Here is a 14094-nt window from a genome sequence, read left to right as displayed (position 1 = left end):
GGACGGTGAGAGGCGAAAGAGGCCCGGCGCCCTAAACCACGCGTTTGCCGGCCTGGGCCGCAATCGGCCGCTGCACGAAATACATCAGGATCAGGGAAATCACCGCCGTCGTCACGACGACGTATCCCAGCCGGTCGAAGTGCCGCAGCGTACCGTCGGCCTCCTGCGCAATGAGCGCGGCGGCGAGCACGGAGCCGAGCCCGCCGGAGAGCTGTTGCAGCGAGGCGCCGACCGCGCTGAAGGAGCCGCGTTGCGCCGGCTCGGGGATTGCGGAAATCAACGCCTGCGACGGGATCATGCGGGAAAAGATGCCGACGAACATCAGGACGTTGACCAGGATCGCGACCGTCAGGCTCACCTCGCCGAGATGGGTGTAGATCAGCACCATGACGATGGACATCGCGCTGCCGAAGACGAAGGTGGGGTATTTGCCGAAGGCATCGCTCGCGCGTCCCACCAGCGGGCCGATGAAAATGCTGAACAGTCCGGAGACGAGATAGATCGTCGGCAGATGCACGATATCGATGCCGAGGTTGTGCACGGTGTAGGCGCTGCCGAATGGCATCAGCATGTAGCCGCCGGTCGCCAGCAGCGTCGTCACCGAAAACGCCATCCAATAGCGTGGCTGCGCGAGTGTTGCGATCAGATGCCGGAACGGATTTCTGTCCTGCTTCAGCGCGAGATGGCCGTTCACCGGCTTCATCAGGAACATCACGGCGGCCATCCCGATCACCGACAGGCCGACCAGTGCGCCGAACGCGACTTGCCAGTTCCACTGGTTGGCGAGGAAAAGACCGGCCGGGATGCCCAGCACCTGGCTTGCGGCGAAGGCGGTTTGCACGAAACCCATGACGCGGCCGCGCAATTGCAGCGCAAACAGATCGGTCACGATGGCGAGCACGACCGAGCCGATCACGCCGCCGAACAGGCCGGTGACGATTCGCCCGAACAGCAGCACGTGATAATTGGGCGCCATCGCGCACAGCGCCGTTCCAAGGGTGAAGCCGGCGTAGAAAAACAACAGCAGCCATTTGCGGTCGAACCGGTCGGCAAAGCCGGCCGCCAGGATGCCGGAAACTCCCGCGCTGAATGCGTAGGCCGAGACGGCCACTCCGAACTGTGCGGCCGAAATAGCGAGCGCCGGCATCATGATGGCGCCGAGCGGCGACATGATCATGAAATCGATGATGATCGTGAACTGGACCAGCGCCAGCAGCGCGACGAGGATCGACCGGTAGCGCGTAAAGCCGCGGGACAGCTCTTGCCGCTGGTCGATCGGCTCGGTCAGGGTTTGTTCGGTCATGCCAATTCATTCGGGAGGAAGGAGGGGAGGATTTGCGATTCGGGGTCGGGCGCCGGTCCCTATCTATTTCCGGCCGCGCGCGATTTCGATGGCTTGACAACCAATTTTGATACCGATCTCGACGCGCTGCCTCAGCTCATAGAGAACGAGCGCGTGCAAGGGCCGAGCTCCGGTTTTGGCCGTCCCGCCCATTGATCCAGGTCAACCTTGCTCTCGGCATCTGGGTCTCGATCTGTGCGATCGCGATTCGGCAACCGGTGCCTCGATCGCGGTTCAACGGCGGCAGCGAGGGTCACGACAATGAAAATCAAATTTTCAGCCGTCGTACTGCTCGCGATGATCGTGTCAGGATCGTCGCGAGCCGCAACGCTCAGCGACGCCGAGGCGACGTTTCTCGACCAGCTCGTCACCGCGTCCGCGGTGCTCGAACAACGATGCGTCGGCTACGAGGTCAATGGCGCGGGCAGCGTTCAACTCGGCGCCCGGCTTCTCGGCGGCCCCGAGGCCGCGATGGCCATGATCGACGCCTATGCTGCGGCCATCAAGGCCCGCGATGGCGAGAGCTATGATCCGGGCAAATTCCGCCCCGAGGTGTCCGAGGCGGCCGGCAAGGCGTTCAAGCGCGTGCGGGCGGATTTGATCAAGACCCCGACAAGGGCTTGCGCCGCTTACGGCGATGCCAGCGTGGATCGCGGTCTACTGAGGCGGTACTGAACCGGGACTTGAGGGATTTAGATATCCGCAAACGAAAGGGCCGTCTCGAAAGACGGCCCTTGGTTGTTATTCGACGATCTCGACGATCCGGTGTGTTCGCGGTTCGACCAGCACGGTGCGACCGTTCACCACCGTATAACGATACTCGCGGGCGCCGTACTCGGCCGGCACCTCGTAATAGGTCACGCCCTCTTCAGGAAGAACCGCCCCGACTCTCACGTCCTCGCGATACTGATAGGAAGGGCGTCGCTGTTCGACGACGTAGGAGTGAAAGCGAGGACGCTGATCGACACCAAGGACTCCTGCCACGCCGCCAACGACGCCGCCGACCACGCCACCCACAACCGCCCCAACCGGGCCTGCCGCTCGCTCGCCATCCCGCGCACCGCGTTCGACACCTCCGGGTACGCCCTGGGCCTGGGTCGTTACGGGAAGCAGGACGGCGACGGCAACAGCGGCGGCTCCGACAAAACGGCAAATCATGGCAGCTCCTATGGTGGGGGATTGGTGCAAGACAAGCACCAAGCCGACCATAGGTTCCCCAGCAATGTGGACTGCGGGCGTTATCGCCGGAATGGGCTCGTACGGCCTGCAATTGCAAGCAATCCAGCGCGCTTTACCGCGTACGCTGCACCAACCTTGCTACGGGCTCGCCTGCCGCGAGGGATGTCAAGCACGCAGCCCGATCGCCGGCCGAAATGGCGGATCGTCATCGGACCGCGATATTGCGGCATAGTGGTCAAAGCGCATTGTTTGCGTGGCGAGCCGGTCATCCGGGAGTTTTTGTTGATCATCCCTGCGGCTTGACTGGCGTGTCGGCAAACGCCTTTCGAAGAGCATGCAATCGTTCTGCTAGCGCCATGTTTTCAGCGGCTCGCTCCAGATCACGCCAAAATCCGCCTTTGGCTGAGGTGAGGTGGCCAAGTTGTTCCAAAATGTCGAGCGCCAGCTCCAGTTCGTTGTGATCGAGGAATGCTTGGTATTGAGCCATGAGTGCTACGCGCTCTTGCTCGTGCTGCGGGATGGTCTCAGGCAGGGCGCGCCGCGCGCGCTCAAGCAGCGTCTCGGTAGTCTTCCAGCGTTTGATAAGTTCTGGGTCTGGCATCGAATTATTCCAGTGTGCGGCCGTAGTGTCACCTTGCTCTGGTGTCAGCTCTCCTCCCCCGCAATCCTTGCCAGATAATCCTTCTTGCTGAACTGCATGTGATCGACGCAGAGCTGGGCCAGCGCCCAGCTGTCACGGCCTTTCAACAGCTCGATCATAAGCTCGTGCTGGCGCCGTGACTGCGCGAGGCCGTCGCGGTCGGCGAGATTTTTCGCGCGCATCGGCAGCGTCAGGTTCATGTAGTCCTGCAGCGAGCGCACCAGATAGGGATTGCCGCAGGCTGAAAAGAGGGCGAGGTGGAAAGCGTCGTTGGCCTCGTGGATGCCGCGCAGGTCCTGCACGTCGGCTCTCGCGCAATATTGCCGCTGCAAGGCAGAGAGCTCGTCGATCAGGCCTTGCTGTGCGGGCAGGGGGATCATCAGCGCGGCCTGCCGGGTCAGCATCTCCCGGACCTCGTAGATCTGCCCGACCTCCTCGGCCGAGTAGAACCGCACGGTGGCTCCGACATTCTTCTCGCGGCGGACGATGCCGCGCCGCTCGGCATCCACCAGCGCCTGGCGCACGAAGTGGCGCGAAGTGCCGTAAGCCGACATCAGCGCGTCCTCGGTCAGGCGCGCGCCGGGCGCGAGGCGGCCGAAGATGATGTCCTCCTCGAGCCGCGCGACCACGTCGTCCGGATCGTCGCGCCGGACCGTCATGGCGTCTGCGGTGTGAATGTCGGGCATCCCTCAGCCTCCGGCTCCGCGCCGGTGCCTCCTGTGGAGCAGGGAAGGCCAGGATTGTCAATAATCTGTTCCTTTGGCGGTGCGGCAATGCAGAAATTGCCGGTTGGACGCCTATCTTATTGACAATCGGGGAGCAGACTGTACGACAATGGCATGGTGATTGGAGTGGCATGATGACGAGTGGCTTGCGCAAGGGTCTGACGAGCTACGGCGATGCCGGCTTCTCGCTGTTCCTGCGCAAGGCGTTCATCAAGGCCATGGGCTATTCCGACGACGCGCTTGAGCGCCCGATCGTCGGCATCACCAACACCTACAGCGACTACAATCCCTGCCACGGCAACGTCCCGCAGATCATCGAGGCCGCCAAGCGCGGTGTGATGCTGTCCGGCGCGATGCCGTTCGTGTTTCCGACCATCTCGATCGCCGAGAGCTTTGCGCATCCGACCTCGATGTATTTGCGCAATCTGATGGCGATGGACACCGAGGAGATGATCCGGGCCCAGCCGATGGATTCGGTGATCGTGATCGGCGGCTGCGACAAGACTCTTCCCGCGCAGGTGATGGCCGCGATCAGTGCCGATTTGCCGACCGTGGTCATTCCCGTAGGCCCCATGGTGGTCGGCCATCACAAGGGCGAGGTGTTGGGGGCCTGCACAGATTGCCGCCGGCTCTGGGGAAAATATCGCGCCGGCGAGATGGACGATGCGGAGATCGAGGCGGTCAACGGCCGTCTCGCGCCATCGGTCGGCACCTGCATGGTGATGGGCACGGCCTCCACTATGGCCTGCATGATCGAAGCCATGGGCCTGTCGCTGCCGATGAGCGCGACGATTCCGGCGCCGCATGCCGAGCGCTTCCGTCTTGCGGAGGCCAGCGGCAGGGTGGCCGCGGAGATGGCCAAGACCAAGGGCCCGAAGCCGAGCGAGGTGCTCACGCCGGCGTCTTTTAAAAATGCGCAAGTGGTGCTCCAGGCGATCGGCGGCTCGACCAACGGCCTGATTCATCTGACCGCGATGGCGCATCGCTCGCCGCACCGGCTCGATCTCGCGGTGTTCGACCAGATCGGCCGCGAAGTGCCGGTGCTGGTCGATCTCAAGCCGTCCGGCGAGCATTACATGGAGCATTTCCATCACGCCGGCGGCGTGCCGAAGTTACTGGCGCAGCTCGGCGACCTCGTCGATCTCGATGCCGGGACCATCAGCGGCCAGACGCTGCGCGACATCGTTGCGAATGCGGAAGACGTGCCCGGCCAGGACGCGATCCGCCCGCGCGACAATCCGATCAAGAAGGAGGGCGGGCTCGCCGTCCTGCACGGCAATCTCGCGCCGCGCGGCGCGGTGATCAAGCAATCGGCCGCGAGCGCTAAACTGTTGCAGCACACCGGGCGCGCGGTGGTGTTCGAGTCCGTCGAGGACATGACGCTTCGCGTGGATGATCCCGATCTCGACGTCACCGCCGACGACGTGCTGGTGCTGCGCAATGCCGGCCCGAAGGGCGCGCCCGGCATGCCGGAGGCGGGCTATCTGCCGATTCCGAAGAAGCTCGCGCGCGGCGGCACCAAGGACATGGTGCGCATTTCGGATGCGCGCATGAGCGGCACCGCGTTCGGGACCATCGTGCTTCACATCACGCCGGAATCCGCCGTCGGCGGACCGCTGGCCCTGGTGAAGAACGGCGACATGATCCGCCTCGACGTTGCCAAGCGAAGCATCGAGCTGCTGGTCGACACCGCGGAGCTGGAACGGCGTCGCGGCGCATTGAAGCCCGCGGCTGCGCCGGACGAAGCGCGGCGCGGCTACGCCTGGCTGTTCAACGAGACCATCATGCAGGCCGACGAGGGCTGCGACTTCGATTTCATGCAGAGGACTGGGAAGAAGACCGAGACAGGCTGACCGAGCAACGAACGCCCAGACCGCACAAGCGGCGGGCGATAACACAGGGGGAAACGATGATTGCACGATCCATGCGTGGGTTGGTGGCCATGGCCGCCATGCTGTTCGTCACCGGGGCCGGGGCACAGGAGGTGAAGCATTATCGCTTCGCCTACGACCAGCCGCGCAACACCGGCTATTCCATCGCGGGCGACCTCTTTGCCGACAAGCTCAAGGAATTGAGCAAGGGCACCATGATCATCGACCAGTATCCGGGCGCGCAGCTCGGGCAGGAGCCGCAGGTGCTCCAGCTCGTGAAAGCCGGAGATGTCGAGTTCTCGATCATCTCATCGGCCAACACCGCGACGATCTCGCCGCAAGCCGGCGTGATGTCGCTGCACTATCTATTCCGGGACGAGAACCACGTGGTCAAGGGGCTGGCGGATCCCCGCGTGTTCGAGGCGCTCAAGACCATGATCGACGAGACCACGCAGGGCCTGCATGTGATCGCGACCGGCTCGCAGGGCGTGCGCCACATGTACTCCAAGAAGGAGATCCACAATGTCGGCGACATCAAGGGCCTGAAGATTCGCGTGCAGGCGACCGCGACCGAGGACACCATGTTCCCGGCCTACGGCGCCCAGACCGTGCACATGCCGTTCGGCAGCGTCTACACGAGCTTGCAGACCGGCGTGGTCGACGTCGCCGAGAACAGCATCAACGTGTACCTCGTCAACAAGCACTACGAGGTCGCCCCGGTCCTGAACATCACCGAGCATGAGGCCAACAACGCGCTGGTGTTCATCTCCGACAAGCTCTGGCAGAGCCTGTCGGCCGAGCAGAAGGGGTGGGTGCAGACCGCGGCCAACGAGATCAGCACCAAGGAGCCGCAGAAGGCATTCGACCTCGAACGCACCGCGGCCGACAAGCTGAAGAAGATGGGCGTCAAGATCGTCGACAACGTCGACAAGAAGAGCTTCGCGGCGATCGCCGATCCCTATCTCGACAAGCTCGCCAAGGAACTCGGCCCGCACGCCGAGAAGATCAAGGATCTGATCCGGTCGATCAATTAGGTCGGCGGCCATCCTTCGAGACGCCCGCCTGCGGCGGGCCCTCAGGGTGAGGTCGCGTTTCGCGGCGAGATATCAGACCCTCATGGTGAGGAGCCGGCTGAAGCCGGCGTCTCGAACCATCGAGGCCGAGCACGATCGGCAGCTTCCCAGCTGTCGCAGGCGATAGCTCCGGGACGACGAGGAAGTAGATGGCCATCGCCGACAAGCTGCTCGTTCAGCGCCAGCGCCACCTCAAATGGCGCTGGCTTGACTGGCTCGAGCTCGTGCTGATGATCCTCTGCGGCGTGCTCTGCTTCGGCTTCTCGCTGTCGGTGACCGCCGACATCGTCACCCGCACGATTGGTCATCCCTGGCTGTGGCTTCAGGAGGTGACGTCGACCCTGTTCATCTACGCGATCTTCGTCGGCACGGCGGCAGCGACGCGGCGTAACGACCATCTCTATCTCACCGCGATCTCCGAGGCGATGCACGGCACGCCGCGGCTGATCGTCGAAGTGATCATCCGCCTCGTCGTGCTCGGCGTCGCCTTCTGCCTGATCTGGTACGGCTATCAGAACTATCTCCGCGGTTTCGGCAGCTTTCGCCTGCCGTCGGGCACGCCGATTGCCTCGCTCTATGCGATCATCCCGCTATCGGGCGTCTTGATCGGCCTGTTCACCATCGAGCAGCTCGTCAACGGCCTGCGCAACGGCTTTGACCATTCCGAGCCGCCGGAGGAGGACGGCGCACCCGTCATCACCGACGCGCAGATGAGGGCACAGCCGTGAGTGCACCCATCGTCCTGGCCTTGATGACGATCTGCTTCCTGTCGTTCGGCTATCTCGGCGTGCCGGTGCCGTTCTCGCTGATGGCCGGCGTCTTCATCGGCGCGATCCTGTCGGACGTTTCGCTCGCCGCGATCATCCAGAAGATATTCGACGGCGTCGATTCCGAGGCGCTGCTCGCGATCCCGTTCTTCCTGCTGGTCGGCGAGCTCATGAGCTCGGCCAACGTGGTGGTGCGAATAGCCAACCTGTCGGTGTCGCTGGTCGGGCACATCAGGGGCGGGCTGTCCCAGGTCGTGGTCGTCTTCAGCATGTTCTTCTCGGAGATGTCGGGCTCGACCACCGCCGACGTCGCGGTGATGAGCCGTGCGCTGGGCGGCCCGATGAAGCGCGAAGGCTACGAGCCCGCCTTTATCGCCGCCATCATCGCCTCGGCCTCGACCATCGCGGCGCTGGTGCCGCCGAGCATCACCGCCGTGGTCTATGGCGCGGTGGGCAACGTCTCGATCGCCGGCCTGTTCATGGCAGGCGTCGTGCCGGGCCTGATGATCGGCTTCGGCCTGATGATCTACTGCTATTTCTTCGGCCCCTCCGGCCTGCGCAAGCCGCGCGCGCCGCTGCGGCAGGTGGTGTTCGCGGCCGGCGATGCGGCGTTGCCGCTGATGATCCCGGTGATCCTGCTGGGCGGCATCCTGACCGGCTGGTTCACGCCGACGGAAGCCGGTGTCGTCGCCGTGGCCTGGATCGTCTTGGTCGTGATCCCCGCGCTCAACCGCGGGCACATCAGCAAGATCCCGTATGATTTCTGCCTTGCCGGGCTGATCTTCTCGCTGCCGCTGATCACGATCGGCGCTGCCAATGCGTTCGGCTGGATGCTCGCTTACTTACGCGGTGCGAGCTACATCGCCGACGTCATCACCTCTATCGCCGGCAACGATCCGCATCTGATCATGCTGCTGATGGTGCTGCTGTTCACGGTGGTCGGCGATTTCATCGAACCGGTCCCGACCATCATCATCTTCATGCCGCTGGTCAACACGCTGACGGAAGCCGGCGACATCAACGGCGTGCATATGGGCGTGGTGCTGATCGCCACGCTCGCCTTCGGCCTGATCACGCCGCCTTATGGCCTGGTGCTGCTGATGGCGTCGAAATTCGTCGGCGTCAGTTTCGCAAAAGCGCTCCGCGCGGCACTGCCGATCTACCTCGTGTTCTTCGCGACCATCGCGTTCGCGATCTACTTCCCGAGCGTGGTGCTGTGGCTGCCGCGGCAGGTGCTCCCCGAATCGGTCGGCTGCTTCAAGTCGCCGGCGGGCACGGGGTACATCTGTCCGCGGTGAAGGGCTACTTGCCCTTGCTCGTGAACTTCTTCACGGCGACGCGAAACTCGTCCGTGTTCATCGCCATGATGATCCTGTGCTCCTCGGCGTCGAGCTGCTGCTTCACCGGCGTGGTGGCGGCCTGATAGACCAGCGATTTGGTCCCGGCGATCGCGGCGAGCGGATTCTGTGCCAGCCGCTCGGCGAGCTGCCGCGTCGCCGCCTTCAGCTCGGTCGCCGGAACGGTCTTGGCGACGAGGCCCCATTCGAGGGCCTGCTGCGCGGTGAAATTGTCCTCGGACAGGAAGATCTGCAGCGCGCGGCGGGAGCCGACCGTGCCGACCATGCCGACCGTCGAGCCGCCGTCCGGCGACACCCCGATCTTGGCATAGGCCGGCGTGAACTTGGCGTCGTCGGCGGCGATGCAGAGATCGGTGACGAAGGCGAGGCCCATGCCGGCGCCGGCGGCCGAGCCGTGCACGCTCGACAGCGAAATCTTCGGCATGCGCCGGATCATCTCGATGAAGGCGTGGTAGTGCTTCAGGAGCTCGCCGACGACAGGCGTCACCGTGCCCGCCTCGGCGGCGGCCCCGATGGTCTGCAGATCGCCGCCGGCCGAGAAGGCGCGGCCTTCGCCCTCGATCACCACCACCTTGATGTCGTCGGCGCCCTCGAGATAGGCCGCAAGCTGCTCGAGCTTTTGCGCGATTGCAAGGTTGATTGAATTGAACGCGGCGGGCCGGTTCAGCGTGATGGTCGCGATCGGGCCGTCGATCCGCAGCAGGGCGGGATCATCGGGTCGGGAGACGGGAGCGGTCATTGGAAAATCCCCGGCAGGAGGTCATTTCTGCAACTAAATCGCAGAAGGCGAGGGGTGACAATCCCCGGCGCGAGCGGCCGGCGGAGGCTCTTGCGTCGGCCGGAACGATAGGGTCAAATGCACTGCCTTCGTTGAGGGACGGACACGAGCGCCGGCTCCTCCTGGGCAAGCAAAGCCAAAATCAGCGAGAGAGGAGACGACATGGGTGACGCTCGTGTCTCCGGAAATGGGCTGTTCCAATGACTGATGGTCCGGTGATCATCGTCGGGGCCGGCCATGGCGGCTACCAGGTCGCGGCATCCCTGCGCCAGGCGGGATTTTCCGCTCCCATCTGCCTGATCAATGACGAGGCGCATCTGCCCTATCAGCGGCCGCCGCTGTCCAAGGCCTATATCAAGGGCTCGGCCGGGCCGGAGAGCCTGATGTTCCGGCCGGAGAAATTCTACCATGACCAGACCATCGAGCTGATCGCGGACCGCGCGGTGTCGATCGACCGCGCGGGACGCAAGGTCCTGCTCGCTTCGGGCAAGACGCTGCCCTACGGCCATCTCGTGCTGGCGACGGGCGCGCGCAACCGGCTGCTCGATCTGCCCAACGCGAACCTTCCCGACGTGAAATACCTGCGCATCCTCGACGAGAGCGAGGCGCTGCGAAGCATCATTCCGTCGAAGACCCGCGTCGTGGTCATCGGCGCCGGCTTCATCGGGCTGGAATTCGCGGCCACCGCCCGCATCAAGGGCCTCGAGGTCGACGTGCTCGAGCTCGCCCCGCGCGTGATGGCGCGCGCGGTGACGGCCGAGGTCTCGGAATACTTCCAGCAACGGCATCGCGACGCCGGCATCCGCATTCATCTCGGCGTGCAGGCAACTTCCATCGAGGCCGACGGTGGCAAGGTCACCGGTGTTTCCTTGAGCGACGGAAGGCATCTGCCCGCCGATCTCGTCGTGGTCGGCGTCGGCGTGCTGCCCAATATCGAGCTCGCGGCGGAGGCGGGGCTTCCCGTTGCCGCCGGCATCATCGTCGACGAATTTCTTGCGACGGCCGATCCCGACATCTCGGCGATCGGCGATTGCGCGTTGTTCGCCAGCCCGCGCTTCGGCGGATCGCTGCGGCTGGAATCGGTGCAGAACGCCACCGACCACGCCCGCTGCCTCTCGGCGCGGCTGACCGGCGACCGCAAGGCCTATGACAGCCATCCCTGGTTCTGGAGCGACCAGGGCGAGGACAAGCTCCAGATCGCCGGCCTCACCACCGGCTACGACCGCGTCGTGCTGCGCGGCAGCCCTGCGAACAAGGCGTTCTCCGCGTTCTGCTACAAGGGCGACAATCTGCTCGGCATCGAATCGATCAACCGCGCCGGCGATCACATGTTCGGCCGCAGGTTGCTCGGCATGGACCGCTCGATCACGCCGGCGCAGGCCGCCGACGAAAGTTTCGATCTGAAGAGCGCGCTGGCGTGATCAGCCGGCGCTGAGCACCGCCGCCACTTCCGCAGCCGTCGGCATCGACGGCCCGGCGCCCATGCGCTGCACACTGATCGAGGCAGCGATGTTGGCATAGGCGAGTGCCGCGCGCAGCGGCGCGCCATCGGCCAGTTGTGCGGCAAGCGCGCCCACGAAGCAATCGCCGGCGCCCGTCGTGTCGACCGCCTTCACCACGCGGCCGGGCACCGCAAGCTCATCGCGTCCAGCGAGCGCGAGCAGGCCGCGCTTGCCGAGGGTGACGCAGATGGTCTGGTCATCTCGTGCCTGAAGCTGCCGCGCCACGGCGATGATCCGCGCGGCCTCGTCGCTCTCGGAGAGCTCGGCGCCGGCGAAGAAGCCGAGCTCGGTCTCGTTCAGCACGAGGATGTCGACGAGCGCGAGCAATTCGCTCGACATTTTCTGCGCCGGGGCCGGGTTGAGCAGCGTGATCGCACCGGCCTCGCGCGCCCGATGGAAGAACGCGGCGATCGTGGGCAGGGGAATCTCGAACTGGCTGACGGCGACGTCGCCCTGCACGAGCGGCACGACACGGACATCCTCGGCGCTGAGCAGCGAATTGGCGCCGGGGATGACGACGATGGTGTTGTCCGCCTCCGCCACCGTGATGATCGCAGTGCCGGTGTGGGCCTGGGGGGTCTGCTGGAGATAGCCGAGGTCGATGCCCTGGTCGCCGAGAAATGTCCTCAGCTCGGCGCCGAACGAATCCTGGCCCAGCCGTCCGATCAGCGTGGTGCCGGCACCGAGCCGCGCCGCCGCCACGGCCTGGTTCGCGCCCTTGCCGCCCGGGAAATACAACACCTGCTTGCCGGCGACGGTCTCGCCCACCCTGGGGTGGCGATCGGCCGTCGCCACCACATCCATGTTGATGCTGCCGGCGACGAAGACGCGCCCCATGCGAGACCTCAGCGAACCCTAAACCCTGATTTCGAACTCGTGCCGGACCTTGGCGATGTCGACAAGCGTCGGCAGGCCGGCCTCGTTGCCGAGGCGCTGGATCTTGAAGGTGGAGGCGGCGCGGGCAAAATCGAAATGTTCGCGCCAGCTTTTGCCGGGATGGGCAAGGTAGGAATAGACATAGGCGCCGTGGAAGACGTCGCCGGCGCCGTTGGTGTCGATCACGCGCTCGCGCGGGATCGGCATCGCCGGCATGACCTCGACCGCGCCTGTCTCGTTGTACCAGAGCAGGCCCTTCTCGCCCATGGTGATGCCGCCGATCTTGCAGCCGCGGCTCTTGAGGTAGTCGAGCATCTTCTCCGGCGTCAGGTCCATCTGCTCGCACAGGCGCTCGGCGACGATGGCGACGTCGATGAATTCGAGCAGCTCGTGCGTGTTGGTGCGCAGGCCGCCGCCGTCGAGCGAGGTCAGGATGCCGGCCTCGCGGCAGACTTTTGCGTAGTGGAGCGCGGCATCCGGCTGATGGCCGTCGACATGCAGCACGCGGCAGCCGCCGAGATTGAGCATCGGGAATGGGTGGATGTGATCGTCGTCGCGGCAGCGGACGATGGCCCGCTTGCCGTCCTTGGGCATGATGAAGGAGAGCGAGGACTGGTTGACCTTCCGCCCATGCAGCGAGATTCCGTACTTTGCGCACATGTCCATGAACATGCGGCCGAGCCAGTCGTTGGCCGCGGTGGCGATGAGATCGGGCACGATGCCGAGCTTGGCGCAGCAGAACGCCGCCGTGACCGCATTGCCGCCGAAAGAGACCGCGTAGTCGGTCGCCACGTGCTTCTCGTCGCCGGTCGGCATGTGGTCGGTAATGAAGACGACGTCGATATAGGTCTGTCCGATGAAGAGAGCCTGCATTGCTTGTCCGTGATGCGCTTTGTGGTCCCGGCCGGCGCGCTTACTGTAACACCGGTTCCGCCGAGGGGCCGCTGAAATTATTCGCAAAACCGCCGCCCGAAGCGCTTGAGGTCGGCATGGGGCCGGAATACGACCATGACAGGGCAATGCCAAGCCCGGGCAAACGCCGTCTTTCGGTCCATGGTTCCGGGTCGATCAACGGGGGGAAAGATGATCACCGGTCTCGATCACGTCGTCGCTCTGGTCAGGGACATCGGTGCGGCCAGGGCGGCCTATCAGACGCTGCTCGGACGGGCGCCGGCCTGGCAGAATTCGGGCGAGGGCGCCGACCGGGTGCTGTTCACCCTTGCCAACATGACGATCGAATTGATGGCGCCGAGCGGCTCCAGCGTCATCGCCGACCGCATGCGCGCGCTGCTGGACGACCAGGAAGGCATGCTCGCGAGCCTGTGCTTTCGTGTCGCGGACATGAGCAGGATGCACCGGCGGCTGGAGCGGGTGGCGCTCAAACCGGATCCGGTGGCTGAGGTCGAAAGCGGCGACGCGGAGAGCGGCGCGGTCCTGCACTGGAAACGGACGCGCGCGGCCACCGAGTTGACGCGCGGGTTGCGCATGTTCTTCCTCGAACTTGCCGACGAGCGCCCACTCTCGCCCGCGACCGACATCGCGCCGATCGACGCGCTCGACCACGTCGTGATCACCACCGAGGATTCCGAGCGTGCCGCCGCGCTCTACGGCGCGCGGCTCGGGCTTGATCTGGCGCTCGACCGCTCGCATCAGGACTGGGGCCAGCTGATGTTCTTCCGCTGCGGCGATCTCGTCGTCGAGGTGGTGCGCCGCCCCGTCGCGGGCGGCGACCTCACGCGCGACCGTCTCTGGGGCCTGAGCTGGCGGGTGGCCGACATCGACGCCACGCGCGCCCGACTGATCGCCGGCGGCCTCGACGTCACCGAGGTCCGCAACGGCCGCAAGCCGGGCACGCGGGTGATGACGGTGCGGAGCGGCACCTGCGGCATCCAGACCGTGCTGCTGGAGCGCTCGCCGAAGCCGGTGGATTGAGGCCGGTCTCTCCGCTCGTCATTGCGAGCGTAGCGAAGCAATCCAGCATCC

The 14094-nt window shown here is 64.9% G+C and carries 14 protein-coding genes; 7 read left to right on the top strand and 7 right to left on the bottom strand.

What is annotated here, in order from left to right; all coding sequences use genetic code 11:
- Window positions 1-31: 31 nt before the first annotated feature.
- Window positions 32-1303, bottom strand: coding sequence for an MFS transporter (locus tag NR187_RS10965; RefSeq protein ID WP_256806447.1), 1272 nt, complete (start codon window positions 1301-1303; stop codon window positions 32-34).
- Between the two features lie 300 nt (window positions 1304-1603).
- Between NR187_RS10965 and NR187_RS10960 the strand changes: the two genes are divergently transcribed.
- Window positions 1604-2017, top strand: coding sequence for a hypothetical protein (locus tag NR187_RS10960; RefSeq protein ID WP_256806445.1), 414 nt, complete (start codon window positions 1604-1606; stop codon window positions 2015-2017).
- Between the two features lie 66 nt (window positions 2018-2083).
- On the opposite strand, the gene NR187_RS10955 is transcribed toward NR187_RS10960, so the two are convergent.
- From NR187_RS10955 to NR187_RS10945, 3 genes are all read right to left on the bottom strand, one after another.
- Complete coding sequence (locus tag NR187_RS10955; protein WP_211382690.1) at window positions 2084-2500, bottom strand: DUF1236 domain-containing protein; 417 nt, start codon at window positions 2498-2500, stop codon at window positions 2084-2086.
- A 307-nt stretch (window positions 2501-2807) separates the two neighbouring features.
- On the bottom strand, window positions 2808-3122 hold the full coding sequence (locus NR187_RS10950; RefSeq protein ID WP_211382691.1) for a hypothetical protein: 315 nt from the start codon (window positions 3120-3122) through the stop codon (window positions 2808-2810).
- Window positions 3123-3166: 44 nt separating this feature from the next.
- Entirely contained in the window at window positions 3167-3847 is a 681-nt protein-coding gene (locus tag NR187_RS10945) for a GntR family transcriptional regulator (protein WP_211382692.1), read from the bottom strand.
- A gap of 173 nt (window positions 3848-4020) precedes the next feature.
- Between NR187_RS10945 and NR187_RS10940 the strand changes: the two genes are divergently transcribed.
- From NR187_RS10940 to NR187_RS10925, 4 genes are all read left to right on the top strand, one after another.
- Window positions 4021-5739: an IlvD/Edd family dehydratase gene (locus tag NR187_RS10940; protein ID WP_211382693.1), complete on the top strand. Its 1719-nt coding sequence runs from the start codon at window positions 4021-4023 to the stop codon at window positions 5737-5739.
- Between the two features lie 56 nt (window positions 5740-5795).
- Entirely contained in the window at window positions 5796-6791 is a 996-nt protein-coding gene (locus NR187_RS10935) for a TRAP transporter substrate-binding protein (RefSeq protein ID WP_211382694.1), read from the top strand.
- Between the two features lie 188 nt (window positions 6792-6979).
- Window positions 6980-7558, top strand: a complete 579-nt coding sequence (locus tag NR187_RS10930; RefSeq protein ID WP_211382695.1) for a TRAP transporter small permease — start codon at window positions 6980-6982, stop codon at window positions 7556-7558.
- Window positions 7555-8895 carry a TRAP transporter large permease gene (locus NR187_RS10925; RefSeq protein WP_211382696.1) on the top strand — a complete coding sequence of 447 codons (1341 nt, stop codon included), beginning with the start codon at window positions 7555-7557 and terminating at the stop codon, window positions 8893-8895. The genes NR187_RS10930 and NR187_RS10925 overlap by 4 nt, the downstream gene beginning before the upstream one ends.
- A gap of 4 nt (window positions 8896-8899) precedes the next feature.
- Here the strand turns inward: NR187_RS10925 and NR187_RS10920 are convergent, their stop codons facing one another.
- A complete protein-coding gene (locus NR187_RS10920) occupies window positions 8900-9694 on the bottom strand; it encodes an enoyl-CoA hydratase/isomerase family protein (RefSeq protein ID WP_211382697.1) in 795 nt (264 codons plus the stop codon).
- 239 nt (window positions 9695-9933) lie between these two features.
- Between NR187_RS10920 and NR187_RS10915 the strand changes: the two genes are divergently transcribed.
- Entirely contained in the window at window positions 9934-11154 is a 1221-nt protein-coding gene (locus NR187_RS10915) for an NAD(P)/FAD-dependent oxidoreductase (RefSeq protein WP_256806442.1), read from the top strand.
- Here NR187_RS10915 and rbsK read toward each other — a convergent pair whose 3' ends face one another.
- Window positions 11155-12072 (bottom strand): ribokinase, encoded by a 918-nt coding sequence (gene rbsK, locus NR187_RS10910; RefSeq protein ID WP_256806441.1) that lies wholly within the window; start codon window positions 12070-12072, stop codon window positions 11155-11157.
- An 18-nt stretch (window positions 12073-12090) separates the two neighbouring features.
- Complete coding sequence (locus NR187_RS10905) at window positions 12091-12984, bottom strand: sugar kinase (RefSeq protein WP_211382700.1); 894 nt, start codon at window positions 12982-12984, stop codon at window positions 12091-12093.
- 210 nt (window positions 12985-13194) lie between these two features.
- On the opposite strand from NR187_RS10905, the gene NR187_RS10900 reads away from it, so the two are divergent.
- Entirely contained in the window at window positions 13195-14043 is an 849-nt protein-coding gene (locus tag NR187_RS10900) for a VOC family protein (protein WP_211382701.1), read from the top strand.
- The last annotated feature ends 51 nt before the right edge of the window (window positions 14044-14094 follow it).

This window comes from Bradyrhizobium sp. Bra64 (assembly GCF_024519875.1).
GTDB classification, from domain to species: Bacteria; Pseudomonadota; Alphaproteobacteria; order Rhizobiales; family Xanthobacteraceae; genus Bradyrhizobium; species Bradyrhizobium japonicum_G.
Note: the sequence above shows the minus strand (reverse complement) of the source record. Positions and strands in the feature narration are given on the sequence as shown.

Coding starts and splice junctions, on each gene's coding strand:
- NR187_RS10965 (WP_256806447.1), bottom strand. CDS start 1,303: ATGACCGAACAAACCCTGACCGAGCCGATCGACCAGCGGCAAGAGCTG.
- NR187_RS10960 (WP_256806445.1), top strand. CDS start 1,604: ATGAAAATCAAATTTTCAGCCGTCGTACTGCTCGCGATGATCGTGTCA.
- NR187_RS10955 (WP_211382690.1), bottom strand. CDS start 2,500: ATGATTTGCCGTTTTGTCGGAGCCGCCGCTGTTGCCGTCGCCGTCCTG.
- NR187_RS10950 (WP_211382691.1), bottom strand. CDS start 3,122: ATGCCAGACCCAGAACTTATCAAACGCTGGAAGACTACCGAGACGCTG.
- NR187_RS10945 (WP_211382692.1), bottom strand. CDS start 3,847: ATGCCCGACATTCACACCGCAGACGCCATGACGGTCCGGCGCGACGAT.
- NR187_RS10940 (WP_211382693.1), top strand. CDS start 4,021: ATGACGAGTGGCTTGCGCAAGGGTCTGACGAGCTACGGCGATGCCGGC.
- NR187_RS10935 (WP_211382694.1), top strand. CDS start 5,796: ATGATTGCACGATCCATGCGTGGGTTGGTGGCCATGGCCGCCATGCTG.
- NR187_RS10930 (WP_211382695.1), top strand. CDS start 6,980: ATGGCCATCGCCGACAAGCTGCTCGTTCAGCGCCAGCGCCACCTCAAA.
- NR187_RS10920 (WP_211382697.1), bottom strand. CDS start 9,694: ATGACCGCTCCCGTCTCCCGACCCGATGATCCCGCCCTGCTGCGGATC.
- NR187_RS10915 (WP_256806442.1), top strand. CDS start 9,934: ATGACTGATGGTCCGGTGATCATCGTCGGGGCCGGCCATGGCGGCTAC.
- rbsK (WP_256806441.1), bottom strand. CDS start 12,072: ATGGGGCGCGTCTTCGTCGCCGGCAGCATCAACATGGATGTGGTGGCG.
- NR187_RS10905 (WP_211382700.1), bottom strand. CDS start 12,984: ATGCAGGCTCTCTTCATCGGACAGACCTATATCGACGTCGTCTTCATT.
- NR187_RS10900 (WP_211382701.1), top strand. CDS start 13,195: ATGATCACCGGTCTCGATCACGTCGTCGCTCTGGTCAGGGACATCGGT.